The following is a 16747-nucleotide window of genomic DNA, read 5'->3' as shown; positions in this document are numbered from 1 at the left end:
GCCATGACGGGGGAGGGCGCTGGGCGCATGATGGAGCACGTGAGGAACACGGTGCGGCGGCTGCCGACGTGGGAACGGGTGCGGCAGGCAGTCCTTCATCGCCGATCCCGGGCCGTCGGCTCGCTACTCACCGGCACGGCCGCGACCGCGGCGATCAGCCTGGTATCGGTCGCCGTCACCGCACGCGCGCTTGGGCCCGCCAGTTACGGCATCCTCGCGCTGATCCTCACCCTGGGGCAGGCGAGCGAGCGGTTGCTCAGCTTTCAATCGTGGCAGCCGCTGATCCGTTATGGCGCGACATTGAACGCGGAGGCTGACCGCGCCGACCTTCGTTCGTTGTTCAAGTTTGGCCTGTTGCTGGATCTGGCCGGTGGCGCGACCGCCTGGGCGGCCGCCTCCATCCTGAGCCTCGCCGCGCATTGGGTCACGGGCTTACCCCTTAGGATGGCGGGACTGGCGCTGATCTACATGACGTCGCTTCTGTTCACGGTGAATGGCGTCTCGACGGCGATCTTCCGGCTGTACGGTCATTTTCATACAATGGCCCGTATCCAGATCGCCAATGCGCTGGTTCGGCTGGCGCTTGTGATCATCGCAATCTCGTACGGCGCGGGGCTGCGCGGCTTCGTGATCCTGTGGGCCATCACCCAGATCCAGGGCTCGCTGACCAACTTCGCCGCTGCGTGCGTGATCCTTCGGACGAAGGCCCGCATCACCGGCCTGCTCCGGGCTCCGGTCCGCGGCATCTCCGACCGCTTTCCCGGCCTCTGGCGCTTCACATGGGGTGCGAATGCCGCCCTCACCCTTTCATCGAGCGTCCAGCAGATCGACACGCTGATCGTTGGATGGCTGGCGAGCCCGGCATCGGCCGGGCTCTACCACATTGCCAAGCGCGTCAGCCGCGTAATCCAGCAGGTTGGATCGCAGGTCGAGGCGGTGATCTATCCGGAGCTGAGCCGCATGGCCGCACAGGGCCAGCGCAAGGCGTTGGTCCGGGTGGTGCTGCAGACCGAGATCCTGCTCGCCATCTATGGTGCCGCGTGCGTCGCCGCGCTGCTGCTGACGGGGGAGCGGCTGCTCAGCTGGACGGCGGGCCCCGCCTTTGCCGCTGCTGCGCCCCTGCTCACGGTACAGGTCTTCGCCGTCTCCCTCGGCATCAGCGGCGCCGCCAGCCGCGCGGCCCTGCTTGCGCTGGGCAAACAGCCCGCGGTGATGCGAACCGTGATGATGGCAACGGCCGGGTTCTACCTTGCGGCCCCGCCCCTGGTTACCGTGATCGGCGCGATGGGCGCCAATATCGCCCATGTCGTTTTTGCGGCGATCTGGTTGACCGGGCTCAGTCTGTCCCTCCGCCGCACCCTCCGGCATTGGCCCGCCCCGCGTGAAGGCGCGCTCGCCGTGGCGGGGCAACGGTAGGGGCCGATCGCTGCCCGATTCCGGCCGTCCGGACTATGCCGCTCGCTCCACCGAACGCCGGAGCTTCCGCGCCAGCCGGGTGATCCCGAAGGGGCCGGCTGGCGGGGCCGGACCATCGAAATAGTCGTTCAGGTTCGCGATGTGGTGAATGGCGTCGCCATGCCGGCGCTTCGCGTGAACGGCATAATCAACCATGTTCATCACCGCGCCGGTGACCGGCCGGTCGAACATCTCCATGGCCACGCGAGCCGCCTCCGGGTTGGTCTTTCCCCATTTCAGCACCAACAGCGTGGCATCGCCCAGGTCGGCCAGGGTCTTGGCATCGCGCACGGGCAGGATCGGCGGCGCATTGAGGATGATCAGGTCATAGCGGTCGCGCAGCTGATCGATCAGGCCCGGCAGCCGCGGCGATGTGATCAGGACGCCCGGATCCATCGGCACCTCCCCAACGCCGATCACGGCGAAGTGCCCCTCGTTCTCCGTCACGGGCAGCTCGTCCACCGCCGCCCCGCCTGACAGATAGGCGACCACGCCCGTGCCCGGCTTTGCACCGGCCTGCGCGCCCAGCTTGGGACGCCGCAGGTCGAAGTCGACTACCACGGCGACCCGCCCGACGCTGGCAGCGGCAGCGGCAAGGCTGGTGGCGATGGTGTTCTTTCCTTCACCACCGCTCGGTGACGTGACCACCACGACACGTGATCGCCCCCGTGGTCCTCGCGTTTCCACCTCTATCAACAGGTTTCGTATCGCCTCGGCAAAGCGCGATATGGGCCGTTGGGTCACCAGCGAGGAGATCGGCATGCCGGGGCCGGCCTCGTCAGACACGTCGGGCACCATGGCGAGCGTCGGCAGGCCAAGGATCCGCTCCGCCTGCTCGGCCGTGCGCAGCTTGGTGTCCATCGCTTCGACCGCAAAGGCCAGCATGATGCCGAGCGCGAGCGAACCGGGCAGCGCCATAGCGAGCGCACGACCCGGCACGGGCCTGCTCGGCACGTCGGGAACGGGCGCGCGGGATACGATCGCCAGGTCGGGCTGCACGTCTGCCGGAGTTCCGATCTTCTGGTTCAGCTGGTTGAGCAGCGAGATATAAAGCCCGTTCACCGCCTCCGCATTGCGCTGAAGCGCGCGCAGCGGAACGGCTGCTGCCCCTGCCTGGAAGGTCTGCGACCGAACACCACCAAGGTCCGATTGGATCGTGGCAACACGCGCGCCCCCCGCTGCCGCCTCGTTCCTCAGGTCCGCGCCAATCCGCTGCCTTTCGAGGCTGATCCGTCCACGCAGGGCGGCAAGTTCGGCATTGGTCCTGGTAACTTCCGAATAGCCGGGGCCGTAAAAGGTCTTCAGCTCGCTCAGCCGACGTTCCAGAGCGGTCTCCTGTTCCTGCAAGCCGGCAAGCAGTGGCGACGTCGTTGCTCCGCTTGCCTGGGACGCTGCACGCCGGGCGCTGACGGCATTGTCGGCCCTGGCCTGGGCGAGAAGGCCGTTGAGCTGGTTCGACTGGATCACGCCGCTGGCGTCCGGTTGAGCATCGATCAGCCCGTGCTGCTTGCGGTATTGGGCGACGGCGAAGTCGGCATTGTGGAGATGGCCACCAACTTCCCTGACCCGTTGGGAAAGGCTCTTGATGTCCTGTTCGCGGCCCTCGCGAGCATCATCGACCTGGCCCCGGATATAGGTTTCCACTGTCCGGTTCGCGATGCGCGCTGCCTTTTGTGGATCGGTCGACGAAGCGGTGACCTTGATCAGGCTTGACCGAGCGACACGCGCCACGTCGAGCCGGTTGATCAGCTTGTTGACGATTTCCTCGGTCCGCGCCCTTTCGGCCTGCTTACGCTGTTCCTCGGGATCGGTTGAGATGGCAGGCGCGGTAACCAGATGCTGCAGGACCCAGCGAAACGGTCCAACGTGACGGGTCTTTTCGGCGGCAAACTCGGGATCGTCAGCAAGGCGGAGGGACTTGGCAGTCGCACGGGCTAGGTTGCGCGATTGCAGCAGCTCAACCTTGGTCTGGATCTCGGTTTCTTCGTTGGGCGTCAGCACAACGTTCGGGTTGGCGGCATCGACGCCCTGGTCCGGCAGCTTGACCATGACAGTTGCCGAACTGCTGTACACCGGCACTGTCTTCGCGATCACCACCATGGCCGCGATCGTGCCGAGCACCGCGACCAAGAGGATCAGGGACGCGCGCCGGCGCAGGACGCGGAAGAACTCTGCGATGCCAAGGTAACCTGGTCGCCCCGTTTCGGCGACCTCGGCCCGCAGCGGAAACAGCGGAACAGGGCGCATCGCCATGTCGGCAGGTGCGAGAGCGTCACTTGGCATGGGCCTACCCCCTCCGCCGGCGACCGGCGGGATTTCTGGTGTCGTTCAATGGTGTCCCGCGGACGCCTCGATCGGGGTGAAGGCGGCTTTCAGTGCCGCGATCTGCGCGCCTGCCATGCCGTCCCCCGCGCCTGGCCGCTCCACCGGCCGCTCGCCTTCCAGGCCGGCCTTTGGCAGCAGGGCCGTCGTGCTCCTCTTCACGACGCCTCGGCTCAGCGCCCAGATGGCGGCCTGTGTACGGTTCGCGACGTGCAGCTTGCGCAGGATCGACTTGATATGGACCTTTACCGTGGCCTCCCTGATGCCAAGGCGGCGGGAGATGACCTTGTTGGGTTCACCGTTGACCAGCCCGCGCAGGATTTCGACCTCCCGCTCAGAGATTTTGGCCTTGTCCACCCGGTTGTCCCCGTCCACCCACCTGGGGTCGCTCCTGACCTCGGCCAGCTCGAACACGACCTGTGAGGGGATGATCTTTTCTCCGAGCGCCACCAGTCGGATCATCTGAACGAGGCTGGCGCAGGACGTGTCCTTGCTGACATAACCATCCGCACCTTCACGGAAGGCCTCGGCAACTAGGCCACTTGCGCAAGAATGCGCCAACAGAAGTATTTTGGCGCCCGCCAGTTCGGTGCGGATCTGGCGGCAGAGGTCGATGCTGGTAGAGTCGGCCGGCGCGGTTACAATGACCAGAATATTATCCGAAATATTTCGTCCGATTTCTGTCAGAGCGCGAAGATCTCGGCATACATCAACCGTCTGGAACTGACGATCTACCAGGATTCGCTTCAGCCCCTCACCTTCGATCTCATTACGATTCATAATTGCTATTGCGATGTTTTCACGCACAGCCGCCCCCTCTTTTTCCGCCCACCACTTATTTGCGATCAACATACCTTCTAATCGCCAAAAGTACCACGGATGAAGCATGGAGAAGCTACGTAGGTAAGTATTGGAACAGAGTCTGTGCGGCCAAGTATCCTGGCGGCTGGTTCTATTGCATTCAGATGGCCTTACGCATGGTATCCAGGCGGTAGACGGCACGGCGTCGTGGAGCGGCGCCTCTCTTCTGCAGCAGGCTCGATCAATTCGCCCCTCCCCAAAGGACGTCCCGCATCATCCTTTCGGTCTGTTGACGCGCAAGGTGCGGCGTACCTAGCCTGGCCCTAACGGCCATGCTTGTCAGGACAAAGGTCAAGAGGACACGTGAACCGATCTGCGGACGGCATAGCCTTTCCCGAACCCGCACGGCAGTCGAACCGCGGGACGGCACCACGCGCCGCCTATCTTGATGGCTGGAGGGGGCTGGCCATCATCATGGTGCTCGCTGCCCATTTCGGCAGTGCTTATTTCGGTCGGCTTTATGTACTGGGCGGGTTCGGCGTGGACCTGTTCTTCGTGCTTAGCGGCCGCTTGATGGCCAGCATCCTGTTCGTCTCGCGTCACCCGCTTCCGGATTTCTTCCGTCGACGCGTCGCCCGCATCTTCCCGGCTCTCGCAGTCTTCACGGCCGCAATGGCGCTGTTCTCGTTCATTTCCCTCGCCCTGCGCGGAGCCCCCGTCATCGAGACTTGGGAGTATTTGACGGCGGTCACGTTCACGATGAACTATGTTCCGGCGGTCAGCGGTGGTTCTTCCCTGGCGCTGGGGCATATCTGGTCACTCTCGGTCGAGGAGCATTGCTACGTCGCGCTCGCGCTGATCGCATTCCTCCTGTCCCGGCAGATCGGCCCGGCCAAATGGGTGCTGACGCTGGCTGGCATAGCGGGATTGTTGAACGGGGCGCGCCTTTGGGCAATCGGCGCAGGGGGTGCTCATGCGATCTACTGGCGTAGCGATGTGCGTCTGGCGCCGATATTCCTGTCAGCAGCGCTGTTTCTTTGGCTCCGTGATGCCGAACTGGGCGAGGGGAAATTGGCGCGTGTGCTTGGCTGGCTTCCGGTGCCATGCACCGTGCTGACGGCGGTGCTGTTCTTCGTGGCGCCCTTTCCTCTCGCGTATACCGCATCGGCCCTGTTATTGGCGGTGTCGGTCAACATGCTCGACCTCTCGCCTGCCTGGCTGCTGCGACTCTTGTCGGCCCGGGTCCTGACCGCCTTTGGCCTGCTGTCCTATTCGATCTACCTTTGGCAGCAGCCGGCCTATATGCTGAGCGACAAGATTTCGGCATTGGTGCTGATTCCGGCCGCGGTCGCACTGGGCGCGGCGAGCTTCTTCCTGGTGGAAAGGCCAGCGCAGCGCTGGATCAATGGATTTGGCGCGGGCGGCTCAGCGTCAGATCGCACGAAGCGCCCTGCCCGCCCCCTCACAATTGCCAGAGGTCGAGGATCGTACGATCCGCCTCGACATCGCCGGGCCGGATCGCCTGGTGCAAGCGTTCGGGGCGCATGACGCGAACAGTCTGCCAACCGAGCCGCAGGGGCGCGTGGAAGTCCTTTGCCGGATTGTCCGCCACATAGGTGTACCGGTCAGGTCCCAGCCCAAACGCCTGCTGGACGTGTTCAAACGCGCGGACATTCGGCTTCCACGCGTCACGACCCCATCGGTCGGTGCACACTGCGAGCCGCACGCCGCGCCGCCCAACTTTCAAAGCGCGCAGTTTGCGACGCTGCGCATCGAGATAGCCGTCGGTGATGATCGCGAACGCCGTCTCTCTAGGGGGGTCGTCCAGCAGCTCCGCCGCATCGGGCGTGAGCGAAATTCGGGGCCGGTGCTGCCGGTACACGGCCAGCATACTGCCAATCAGGTCGGGGGATGCCGGGTGGCCAAGCTCCGCCAGAGCAGCATCGAAGATCCCGGTCCGCTCACCACGCTGGAACCGGGCCAGCATGTTGGCGCCCAGGCCGGTCAGCCCTAATTGGCAACCCGCCCACACGCCCACCGCGGCGAGCCCACTAATCGCGTAGTCCCGCTCCAGATACAGCGTGTCGTCCAGGTCGAATACGACGACGCGCCGGATTTGCTCCTGGTCACAGAAAGACGGCATCGTCGAAACGCAGCATCTTCACCGATGCTTCCCAGTCGTTCGTGGCGGTCGACTGACGGCCGAACCGCTCCTCGAGCAGCCATCGCGCGAAAGTCGCCCCAGCCCGATGGGCCAGCGGATAACCCCCGCCGAACCGGGCGTTGATCTCGAACACCGATGGCTCTTCGTCCGGTGGCATGATCGCCTGAAAGCACTTCACGCCACGCGGCGCCGGCAGGGCTGCGGCAAGTCTGCGCGCGGCGTCCTCCAACCCGGGATGCCGGATCGTGACGCCCTTCTCCACCTCGCCGGCCCGCACCCTCAGCCGCTCGTGCGGGATCGCACAGCGCAGCGTGCCTTCGCGATCGAAGTACAGGCTGACCGTGAACTCGCGCCCGCGCAGCATCTCCTGCACGATATAGGGTTCCTGTCGATCAAGCGCCGCGAGCTCCGAGGGGCAGGACACGGCTGCGATGCCGCGACTCGAGCTGCCATGACGCGGCTTGGCGAGCAGCGGCCACGACCAGTCCGCTCCGTCGCCAACAATCTCGGCCGCACGCGCCGTTCGGGGCGACGTCACGCCGGCGGCGGCCAGGAATCGCGCGGTTTCATACTTGTCGCGCGCCATCTCGACCAGCGCGGGCGAGCCGATCGCGACGTGGGTGCCGATCGCCTCGAACCGGTGCGCCGCATGGGCATAGGCGATCAGTTCGGTATCGATGGTCGGTACGACCAAGGCGACGCGCTCACGCTCGCACAACGCCAGCATTGTTTCGACGAACTCGTCCGAACCCGCCGGTGGCGTTGCAAAGGCAGCGTCCGCCTCCAGACAGGCGGCGCTCCATTGCGGATCGAGATCGCATGCCAGGATGCGCAGATCGATGCCCAGTTCGCGGCCGGCGGCTTGAAAGCAGCGCAGCAGCGCAACCCGCCGCCCGGCCGAGCTGATCAGGATCCGGTGCGTACCGTTGCCACCGCCCATGTCACCCGACCTCGCGAATCAGCATGAACGCCTCCGCGGCGGCTCGCGTCACGGTTGATCCCCTGACCAGCGCGAGTGCACGCAATGTTTCCAGCGACCGCTCGTCGGGAAACGGCTGGCATTGAGAGGCGAAGGCCGCAAACGCCTCCAGCTTGCGATCGAGAAATCCGTCGATGTCGACGAACACGTTGGGCTGGAAATTCGGCGCGATGTGCGGTGCCGACCAATTGGTTTCCGACACGGTCTCATAGGCCAGGATACGCCGTGGATAGGCCGTGCCGCGCGGTCGCGCCGCGACCATTGCCGACTGGAAGACCAGCTGGTGGTCAAGGTGAAGGTCGCCGGCAAAGGGCACGAACAGCGTATCGGGTCGAACCTCCGCCAGCACCGAAGCGACAGCCCGGTTCAACTCGGCATGGGCGACACCGTCCAGGGCAGCGGCGGGCAGGTCCATGAAGCGCGTCGCTACGCCAAGCAGGGCGTGCGCGCTCTCCGCCTCCGCCCGCACCTGCTCGGCCTGCTGCGCGTCGAACATCGGCGGCCGCCCCCGCGTCACCACCGCGACCTCGACATGCGCGCCCGCCTCGACCAGTCGCGCCATGGTCCCGCCGCACCCGAGCACCTCGTCGTCCGGATGCGGCGCCAGAACCAGCGCGCGCTGAATGCGTGAGATGATCGTCAAGCGCCCGCCCCCTTTCGCCCTAGCCGTGCGTGGATAGGGGGTGGCCCGTCCCGCTCCCGCCGCCACCGAGTGACCCGCAGCCCCGCCCTGTCCCCACACCGTACCGTGAAAGCGTCAGCGTCGCGCGCCACGACCTGCCCGACCAGCGAGGCATCGTGGTGCGCGAGCGGGACCGGCTGCGCCTGGTCGATTGTCAGCATCTCGCCCCCGCAGGTCGTGCGCGCGCCCGGGTAAGGATGACCGCAGGCGCGCACGAGGCGCCAGATCTCATCCGCCGGGCGAGACCAGTCGATTTCCGCATCGTCGGGCCGTCGCCGCGCGGCCCAGGTGGCGTACCGCCCATCCTGCACCCGCGGCACCGCCGTTCCCGAAGCGAGCCGCTCGAGCAGGTCTGGCAGCATCTCGCCCAACACGCTCATGTGCGTCGCATAAAGGCCGGCGGCGGTCTCGTCGGCCGCCACGTGAAAGAAGTGCTGGGCCAGGATGCCGCCGCTGTCGGTGCCCTCGTCGATCAGGAACAAGGTGCCGGCCGAGATCGGCTCCTGCAGCAGGATGGTCCAGGGGATCACCCCTCGCCCGCGCAGCCTGGGCAGCGGAGCGGGGTGGTAGCCGATCGCTCCGCCCGGCGCCGATTGCAGGAACCGCTCCCCACACAGCTGCGACCATCCGATCACGAACAGATAGTCGGGCGCGATCGCGGCGATGCGCTCGATCACCTCGTCCGCGTTGACGTCCTTTGCGTGGACCAGTTCTGCGCCCGCTGTGGCCGCATCCTCGGTGAGGTCGACAAAGTCGGAATGCCGGCCAGCGGCCTCTGACGGAAGGGTTACAACAGCGGCAAGCTGCCATCGGGGCGACGCTGCAAGGCATCGGATGGCGACGCGCGTGCTGTCAACCGCGCCGACGATGATCGCCCGCATGCGCCCTCCTTATCGCGACCGGGTTGCGGCGCTCCCCCCTGACAGCCACGAGCAGCGTCTGCACCAGGATCCGGAGGTCGAGCCGAAGGGTACGGTTGCGCGCGTACCAAAGGTCGAGCGCGAACTTCTCGGAATCGCTCAGTCGCGTATTGCCATTCACCTGTGCCCAACCGGTCAGTCCCGGACGGACCAGCCCGCGCGCAACGCCGATCGAGCCCGCTTCCTCGATCGTCTCGGGCAGCAGCGGCCGCGGCCCGATCAGGCTCATGTCACCGACCAGCACGTGCCACAACTGCGGTAACTCATCCAGCCGCGTCGCGCGCAGGAACTTTCCACCCCTTACCAGGCGCTGCGCGTCGGGGCGCAGCCGGCCATCGGCCTCGCGATGCGTGTTCATTGTCCGGAACTTCCGCAGCCGGAACGTACGACCGCGCAGGGTAGCGCGTCGTTGAACGAACAGGACGGGACTTCCTGCCGTGACCCGCAGATAAGCGGCAACGACCGCCATCACGGGCAGCGCCAACACGAGACCACCCAGCCCCACTGCAATGTCGACCGCGCGGCGAAGCGTCACGCCATACCCTCGACAATGGTGGGCACGCTGCCCACTGGTTCGGCGGATGGAAGGCCACTCGCGGGAGCGGTTCGTCCGAGCCCCATCGTTCCAAGCAGGATCGTGTTGATACGCTCAACTGTGAACCGCTCCTCCGCAGCGTGCCGTGCATTGTGTCCCATCTGGACGACCGTTTCCGGTACTTCGATCATGGCCAGCATCGCGTCCGCCAGCGCGACGGCGTCGCGCGGCGGCACCAACAGGCCGGTGACACAATGCGTCACGGCGTCGCGACAGCCCGGCATGTCGGTAGTGATGACGGCGCGGCCGGTTGCCATCGCCTCCAGGATCGTGCGGGGAAGCCCTTCGCGGTACCAGGTCGGCAGCACGAAAACGCTTGCCCCGGCCAGAAAGGGACGCACGTCCCGCGTCTCACCGAGATAGGAAACCACGCCCTCCCGTTGCCAAGCCGCCAACTCGTCCGGCCCGATGCCTGCCGGATTGGGATCGAGCGGTCCTAGTATTTCGAACCGGGTGTCCGGCCGCGTTCGCCTGACCAGGCGCGCCGCCTCGACGAACTCGAACAACCCTTTGCTTCGCAACAGGCGGGCGATCATCAGGAAGGTCGGCGGATCGATTGGCACCGGCTCATGGGTGAACCGGGCCAGGTCGACGCCGGACCCAGGCACCATCACCAGCGGCAGCGACCTGCGTCCACGTGGGTCGAGGTCGGCCGCGTCTGCCTCGTTATAGACGAACACCGCCTCTGCACGGGCCAGCGCCAGTCGGTAGAGCGCCGACACGATCACGCGCAGGACCCTCGATCCACCCTCGGCAAAGGCATGGCCGAGGCCCGTGACCATGGGAAAGAACCGCACTCGTCCCACCAGCCGCGCCGCGATGCCGGAATAGACGATGGGTTTCTGGGTGTAGGCCAGAACGATGCCCGGTCGCTCGGCGGCGAACAGCCGGACCAGCCAGCCAAGCGTCAGCAGGTCGACCAGCGGGTTCAGCCCTGTTCGCTTCATGGGCATGTGACGAAAGGTGACGCCCATCGTGGTGAGCGCAGCCTCCACCTTCGGGTCACGGTCCGGTGCGCAAGCGATCACCTGATGCCCCGCGTCCACCATTGCCCCAAGCAAGCGTCCGCGGAAGTTGGTGAGCGAAAACGCCAGGCTCGCGACAACCACCACCTTCACCGCGATCCCTCCACCCGAAGCATGGCTGCAGCAGCCATGGCCGGTCGAGGGCTTCGCACAATCGATCGGCAAAGCGCGGCATAGCGGCCGGCTATCCGGTCGAGGTCGTATTCGGTCTCGATCCGTCGGCGCGCCGCCTTGCCCAACGCAGCGCGCCCCGCGGCCCTGAGCGAAGCAAGATCGAGCAACGCGCGGGCTAGCGCTTCCGGATCGCCCGGCGGCACCACGCGCCCGGCATCATCAATGATCCACCGCGTATCGCCCACATCGGTCGCGACGCAAGGCACGGCTGCGAGCATCGCTTCGCCTACGATGTTGGGAAAACCTTCTCCCCAGGCGGACGGCAGCGCCAGCATGTCGAGCCCGCCAAGCCACACGCCAACATCGCTGCGCTGGCCAGTCAGCGTCCACCGGTCGCGCGGCAGTACCGCCAGGGCCGCAGCGACGGCCTTGGTCGGCCGGTCCATCCCATCGCCCGCCAGGAACAGGTGAACGTCCGTTCCCCTGTCCAGCATCCGCGCAAAGGCGGTGACCAGGTTCGGCACGTCCTTCATCGGGTGTGCGCGGGCAACCATGCCGACCAGCAAAGGAGTTCTCGGGATCCCGAACAGCGCCTGCAATCGCGCCCTCGCCGCGGCCCGATCGGGCGGTGGGCTTAGTGCAAAGCCGTTCGGGATCACCTCCACCCGTGCGTTGCGAAACCCGAACGCTTCATATTGCTGCCGCGCCTGGTGCGCGTTGAAGATCAACGCGGCCGGCGTGCTGGACAGGCGCGCCTGAACCGTTAGGATAGCGCGGGTGGCGGGCTTTTCGCTGCTGTACGCGCCAAGCGAATGGCGCACGTTCCAGATCACCGGCACGCCCGTCCCGGACAAGCGCACGGCAATGCTGGCGGCAAGCTGGGCATGGTGCATCCAGCCGATCACCAGGTCCGGCCGATCCTTCCGCAACAGGGATGCCAGTCGGCCCACCGCCCGAAACCCTGACGCAGCGGTTTTCATGCCGAGCTGGTGAATCGGCGTTCCCGTCGCGGCGATCCGCCCGCCCATGAACCCGGGAGGCATCAGCGTTGCGACGCGTGGCCTCAGGTCTGGTGCCACGTCCTGCCGCTCTAGCAAGCGGGAGAGCATCGTCTCCGCGCCGCCGACGTTTAGCCCGGTAATTACATGAAGTACCCGCATCAATGACCCGCTGCGACGGAGATCGCGCGCCGATGTGACGGGCATTCCCCCAGTTCCCTGCCCCGGAGGGTAGCCGCGTGTGCTTCGGGGCTGCGACGGCAATTCTGCGCAGCCTCGTCCAGCTAATCCTTGCGCGGGCGGGTAACTCTCGCCTCTACTTCGGGGGTAGCCACTACCCCTTTGGTCGCGCCCGACCACCGCTGGCGGCCGGCTCTACCCACCTTGGTTCGCTCCATTTGCCCGCCCCCACCTTGTCGCTGCAGCGCTATTATCCCGTTGGAGATCGGGCGAAATCGCCGCCTCGATGGACAACGCCCCGAACTACCAAGGTCGGGACGCCTCGGCTGAATGGGGGCACGTGGCAGCCATGGACGAAAACTGGCTTCGAGTTCGTCGTCTTTCCAGGCGGCGGATCGCCTACACGGCGTATGACGCGGCGGCGATCACCGTTGCTTTGACGGGTGCGGTGGCGCTCCGGATGAACGGGCAGGTGCCGTCGGGCATGATGGCCAGCCTAAGCCATGCCATTCCCATCTTTCTTTGCAGCGGCCTGACCATTTTCCACTTCACGGGGCTGTATTCCCGCATCTGGCGGCTCGCTTCCGTCAGCGATGTCCTGCGGGTGGCGGAGGCCGCCATGGCATCCGTGATGGTCGGCGTGTTCGCGCTGGTCATCACCTCGGACGCACGCTGGCTCCCCGCCTCGGTCCCGGTGATCGACACCCTGCTGCTCACGACGCTGTTGGTCGCAGGGCGTGGTTGGCAGCGGATCGTCCGGGAAAGCCGGCGGCAACTGGCCCTCGGCTGGAGCCCGATCGGCCGCACGACCCATCGTCAGGACCGGGTGGTCAGCCAGCAACGCGCGCTCGTTGTCGGCCGCCCCGAACATGTCGACCTGGTGCTGCGCCATTTCGAGGTTTCGCCGGACCCCGCCTATCGGCCGGTCGGCATCCTCGATGTCGACAGCCGTGATCTGGACACGCGGTTGCGCCGGGTGCCGATCCTGGGCGGTGCCGACGCGATCGAGCACGTCATCGACAAGCTGACCGCGCGTAACGAGCGGCCGTCCTGTATCATCCTGGCCGAGGGACCCGACGGCTTTCCCGGACGCACCAAGGTGCAACTCGTCACCGCGGCGCATGCGCTCGGCCTGTCCGTCATGCGCGCGCCCTCCCCCGCCCGGATCCATGAGCCCTTCGAGCTGGAGCCGATCAACCTTGCCGACCTGCTTGACCGGCCCCAGGCAAGGCTGGACGAAAGCGTCGTGATCCGGGCCCTCCAGGGCCGCCGGGTGATGGTGACCGGCGCCGGCGGGACGATTGGCCGCGAGCTGGCGCGCCAGATCGCGGCCGCGGGCCCGGCCGAGCTCGTGCTGCTCGATTGTGGCGAGTTCAACCTTTATTCGGTCGATATGGAGATCCGGGAGAACTACCCGGACGTGTCCTGCAAGGCGCTGCTTTGCTCGATCCGTCAGCGCCAGCACGTCATGGCGGTGTTCCAGAAGCACCGTCCCGAATATGTGTTCCACGCCGCTGCGCTGAAACATGTTCCGCTGGTCGAGCTCAACATCTGTGCGGGCGTCCAGACCAACGTCATCGGCACCCGCAACGTCGCGGACGCGGCAAAGGCCGCCGGCGTCCTTGCCATGGTGCAGGTATCGACCGACAAGGCCGTGAACCCGGTCGGTGCTATGGGCGCAACCAAGCGGCTTGGCGAGCTCTATACCCAGGCGCTCGACCTGGAGGGGGCGGGCCTGCCCGACGCGCCGCGATTCATGACGGTGCGATTTGGCAACGTGCTCGGATCGAGTGGGTCGCTGATCCCGCTGTTCGAGCGCCAGTTGGCCCGCCGCGCGCCGCTGACGGTCACGCACCCGGAGATAACCCGTTACTTCATGACGGTGCACGAAGCGGTCCAGCTGGTGCTTCACAGCATGGCGCGGGCCATGGAAGGCGACCTCAAGCGTGGGCGCATCGTGGTGCTCGACATGGGCGATCCGGTGAAGATTATCGACATCGCCCGGCGCATGATCACCCTTGCCGGACTGGTGCCAGACCGCGACGTGCCGATCGAAATCGTCGGGCTTCGTCCGGGCGAGAAATTGTATGAGGAGTTGTTCGACGAGGGCGAGCATCGGCTGCCCTCCGCCATTGACGGCGTATTCGAGGCAGAGCCGCTTCCCGTGCCGCTCGACACCTTCAAGAGCAGCTTTGCGCGGCTGGAGCAGGCTATCCTGATGCACGACGAGGATCGCGTGCGCGAACTCCTGTTCGACATGGTCGACGCGTCCCGCGATACCATCACGGCGACCCCGCGCGTCGTGGAAGCCGCGTACGGGCCTAACCCGGCGAATGATGCGTCGCCCTCGATCACCCCGCGACCCGCGGCCATGGCGGGAGGGCCGACCCGTTGACGCCGCTCAACACCTCACTCGGGTCACTTGAACCGGCGCCGGCGGCCATTCCCCGGCCGGCGCCGGCCCGCGCGATCCGTTCGGTAGCGTCACGCTGGCCGCGCCATGACGAGGATGAGATTGCCGCGGTTGTGGACGTGCTCCGCTCCGGCCGCGTCAACGGGCTGCATCATGGCGAACGAACCGCCGCCTTCGAGACCGCGTTTGCCGACAGGTTCGGCATGCCTCATGGTGTGGCGGTCGCCAACGGGACGGTGGCCCTCGAGATTGCGCTGCGAGCGCTCGGCGTTGGCGTTGGGGACGAGGTCATCGTGCCCGCGCGCAGCTTTGTCGCCACGGCAAGCTGTGTCGTTGCGGTCGGCGCCCGGCCTGTCTTCGCCGACGTCGATGCGCAGACCCAGGGTCTGAGTGCCGCTACCATCGAGCCCTGCATCACGCCCCTAACCCGCGCCGTGATCGTGGTCCATCTTGGCGGCTGCCCCGCCGACGCGGACGAACTTGCAGCCCTGTGTGCCCGGCGCGGCCTCGCCTTGGTCGAGGATTGCGCCCAGGCGCATGGTGCCACGCTGAACGGACGACCGGTGGGTTGCTTCGGCGACGCATCGGCCTTCTCATTCTGCACGGACAAGATCATGTCGACGGGCGGTGAAGGGGGCATGCTCCTGTTTCGCGACGAGGCCACCTATCTGCGCGCCTGGTCGCTGAAGGATCATGGCAAGGATCGCCGGACGCTAGGTGGCGGGCCGCCGGGCGCCGCCTTCCGCTGGCTGCACGACTCATTCGGCAGCAACTATCGCCTGACCGAGATGCAGGCCGCGATCGGACTTGCCCAACTACGCAAGCTGCCCCGCTGGCTCGCAGCGCGGCGCCGGAACGCGTCGGTTCTGTCCGACGCGCTTCATGCCGTGCCCCTGCTCCGCCTCCCGCGATTACGCGCTGGCGCGGTGCCCGCCTGGTACAAGTTCTACGCATTCATCGACCCCATGCTGCTGCGCGCCGACTGGAGCCGCGAACGCATCGTCGAGACCGCGCAACGACAGGGGGTGCCCTGCCACACCGGCAGTTGTCCCGAAATCTATCGCGAGCGCGCTTTCGTCGAGGCTGGACTCGGCCCGCAGCACCCTCTCCCTGTGGCGAGGCTTCTTGGCGAAACGAGCATCATGCTGCCCCTCGACCAGACCCTGGCCGAAGAGGAATGTCGCTACATGGGACAGGTTCTGGCGGCCACCTGCCTGAAAGCGAGCCATTAGGGTGTCCGATCCCACTCTCCCGCGCTTCGTGGTGATCGGGGCCGTCAAGGCGGCCACCACCTGGACCGCGCACCAACTGCGCCAGCATCCCCAGCTCTGGCTGCCGGATGCGGAGCCGCATTATTTCAGCAGCGAATATGATCGTGGCTCCGACTGGTATCGCGGCCTGTTTTCGGACGCGCCCGTGGGACGCATCCTGGGGGAGAAGTCCGCCGACTATCTGGCGCATCCGGACGCGCCCGTTCGGCTGGCACGGATGCTTCCCCATGCGGCACTGATTGCCCAGCTGCGCAACCCGATCGAGCGCGCTTATTCCGATTACTGCATGCTGTTCCGGCGCGGCATGGTAAGCGCCAATATCGAACGCTCGCTGACCCGGCCCGGCCCGGCCGAGACACGCTTCCTCGAAGGCGGCCTGTATGCCGAGCATATCCGGCGCTGGCGCGATCACTTTCCCGCCGCCCGCATCCTCGCCATCCTGGTCGAAGAGATCGAGGCCGATCCGGCCGGCGTAATCGGACAGGTCTGCCGGCATATCGGGGTCGAACCTCGTTTCCAGCAAAGTGCGCTGGCCGAGCGCAAGAACGACAGCACCGCGCCGATGCTGCCGCTGACCATGCGACGCGCGTTGCGGCCCTTCCGGCCATTGCTTGACCCGCTGCGGACCAACCCCGTGCTTGCCCGGCTGCGTCGCTCGATGGTGGCGCCCGTACACTACCCGCCGCTCACCCCGGACCTGCGCGCGCGGCTGCGCAGCTACTACCGGGACGACATTGGCCGCACCGCCGACCTGCTGGGGCGCAATCTGGATCGGTGGCTGGACGACGACGACGGAGTGCCAGAAGCGGCTGCGGCCTGATGGCAATG

14 protein-coding genes are annotated in these 16747 nt (G+C 66.3%); 5 read left to right on the top strand and 9 right to left on the bottom strand.

All coding sequences use genetic code 11. From position 1 onward, the window contains the following. Positions 1-30: 30 nt before the first annotated feature. Positions 31-1416, top strand: a complete 1386-nt coding sequence (locus FHS94_RS05475) for a lipopolysaccharide biosynthesis protein (protein ID WP_246348383.1) — start codon at positions 31-33, stop codon at positions 1414-1416. Between the two features lie 33 nt (positions 1417-1449). Here the strand turns inward: FHS94_RS05475 and FHS94_RS05470 are convergent, their stop codons facing one another. After that, positions 1450-3738, bottom strand: coding sequence for a GumC family protein (locus FHS94_RS05470; protein WP_184055502.1), 2289 nt, complete (start codon positions 3736-3738; stop codon positions 1450-1452). A 45-nt stretch (positions 3739-3783) separates the two neighbouring features. Continuing rightward, the gene (locus tag FHS94_RS05465; protein WP_221234580.1) at positions 3784-4629 is read right to left on the bottom strand and encodes a response regulator transcription factor; all 846 of its coding nucleotides are present in this window, start codon (positions 4627-4629) and stop codon (positions 3784-3786) included. A gap of 312 nt (positions 4630-4941) precedes the next feature. On the opposite strand from FHS94_RS05465, the gene FHS94_RS05460 reads away from it, so the two are divergent. Continuing rightward, positions 4942-6126 (top strand): acyltransferase family protein, encoded by a 1185-nt coding sequence (locus FHS94_RS05460; RefSeq protein ID WP_184055498.1) that lies wholly within the window; start codon positions 4942-4944, stop codon positions 6124-6126. Here FHS94_RS05460 and FHS94_RS05455 read toward each other — a convergent pair. The 7 genes from FHS94_RS05455 to FHS94_RS05425 are packed head-to-tail and all read right to left on the bottom strand — an operon-like array spanning position 6041 to position 12217. Continuing rightward, positions 6041-6721: an HAD family hydrolase gene (locus tag FHS94_RS05455; RefSeq protein WP_184055496.1), complete on the bottom strand. Its 681-nt coding sequence runs from the start codon at positions 6719-6721 to the stop codon at positions 6041-6043. The two genes, FHS94_RS05460 and FHS94_RS05455, sit on opposite strands and share 86 nt — an antisense overlap. Beyond that, positions 6705-7682: an ATP-grasp domain-containing protein gene (locus FHS94_RS05450; protein WP_184055494.1), complete on the bottom strand. Its 978-nt coding sequence runs from the start codon at positions 7680-7682 to the stop codon at positions 6705-6707. The genes FHS94_RS05455 and FHS94_RS05450 overlap by 17 nt, the downstream gene beginning before the upstream one ends. A gap of 1 nt (position 7683) precedes the next feature. Beyond that, the gene (locus FHS94_RS05445) at positions 7684-8364 is read right to left on the bottom strand and encodes a PIG-L deacetylase family protein (protein ID WP_184055492.1); all 681 of its coding nucleotides are present in this window, start codon (positions 8362-8364) and stop codon (positions 7684-7686) included. Further along, entirely contained in the window at positions 8361-9284 is a 924-nt protein-coding gene (locus tag FHS94_RS05440; protein ID WP_184055490.1) for a methionyl-tRNA formyltransferase, read from the bottom strand. The genes FHS94_RS05445 and FHS94_RS05440 overlap by 4 nt, the downstream gene beginning before the upstream one ends. Next, on the bottom strand, positions 9256-9858 hold the full coding sequence (locus FHS94_RS05435) for a sugar transferase (protein ID WP_184055488.1): 603 nt from the start codon (positions 9856-9858) through the stop codon (positions 9256-9258). Before FHS94_RS05435 ends, FHS94_RS05440 begins: the two co-directional genes overlap by 29 nt. Beyond that, entirely contained in the window at positions 9855-11036 is a 1182-nt protein-coding gene (locus tag FHS94_RS05430) for a glycosyltransferase (protein ID WP_184055486.1), read from the bottom strand. The genes FHS94_RS05435 and FHS94_RS05430 overlap by 4 nt, the downstream gene beginning before the upstream one ends. Continuing rightward, entirely contained in the window at positions 11033-12217 is a 1185-nt protein-coding gene (locus tag FHS94_RS05425; protein WP_184055484.1) for a glycosyltransferase, read from the bottom strand. The genes FHS94_RS05430 and FHS94_RS05425 overlap by 4 nt, the downstream gene beginning before the upstream one ends. A 367-nt stretch (positions 12218-12584) precedes the next feature. Between FHS94_RS05425 and FHS94_RS05420 the strand changes: the two genes are divergently transcribed. The 3 genes from FHS94_RS05420 to FHS94_RS05410 are packed head-to-tail and all read left to right on the top strand — an operon-like array spanning position 12585 to position 16739. Further along, a complete protein-coding gene (locus tag FHS94_RS05420) occupies positions 12585-14630 on the top strand; it encodes a polysaccharide biosynthesis protein (protein WP_184055933.1) in 2046 nt (681 codons plus the stop codon). Further along, entirely contained in the window at positions 14627-15880 is a 1254-nt protein-coding gene (locus FHS94_RS05415) for a DegT/DnrJ/EryC1/StrS family aminotransferase (protein ID WP_221234579.1), read from the top strand. Before FHS94_RS05420 ends, FHS94_RS05415 begins: the two co-directional genes overlap by 4 nt. A 1-nt stretch (position 15881) precedes the next feature. Further along, positions 15882-16739, top strand: coding sequence for a sulfotransferase (locus FHS94_RS05410; RefSeq protein WP_184055482.1), 858 nt, complete (start codon positions 15882-15884; stop codon positions 16737-16739). Positions 16740-16747 lie beyond the last annotated feature (8 nt).

Origin of the sequence: Sphingomonas aerophila, assembly GCF_014199305.1 — a bacterium.
Lineage (GTDB): Bacteria > Pseudomonadota > Alphaproteobacteria > Sphingomonadales > Sphingomonadaceae > Sphingomonas > Sphingomonas aerophila.
Note: the sequence above shows the minus strand (reverse complement) of the source record. Positions and strands in the feature narration are given on the sequence as shown.

Coding starts and splice junctions, on each gene's coding strand:
- FHS94_RS05475 (WP_246348383.1), top strand. CDS start 31: ATGGAGCACGTGAGGAACACGGTGCGGCGGCTGCCGACGTGGGAACGG.
- FHS94_RS05470 (WP_184055502.1), bottom strand. CDS start 3,738: ATGCCAAGTGACGCTCTCGCACCTGCCGACATGGCGATGCGCCCTGTT.
- FHS94_RS05465 (WP_221234580.1), bottom strand. CDS start 4,629: ATGTTGATCGCAAATAAGTGGTGGGCGGAAAAAGAGGGGGCGGCTGTG.
- FHS94_RS05455 (WP_184055496.1), bottom strand. CDS start 6,721: ATGCCGTCTTTCTGTGACCAGGAGCAAATCCGGCGCGTCGTCGTATTC.
- FHS94_RS05450 (WP_184055494.1), bottom strand. CDS start 7,682: ATGGGCGGTGGCAACGGTACGCACCGGATCCTGATCAGCTCGGCCGGG.
- FHS94_RS05440 (WP_184055490.1), bottom strand. CDS start 9,284: ATGCGGGCGATCATCGTCGGCGCGGTTGACAGCACGCGCGTCGCCATC.
- FHS94_RS05425 (WP_184055484.1), bottom strand. CDS start 12,217: ATGCGGGTACTTCATGTAATTACCGGGCTAAACGTCGGCGGCGCGGAG.
- FHS94_RS05420 (WP_184055933.1), top strand. CDS start 12,585: ATGGACGAAAACTGGCTTCGAGTTCGTCGTCTTTCCAGGCGGCGGATC.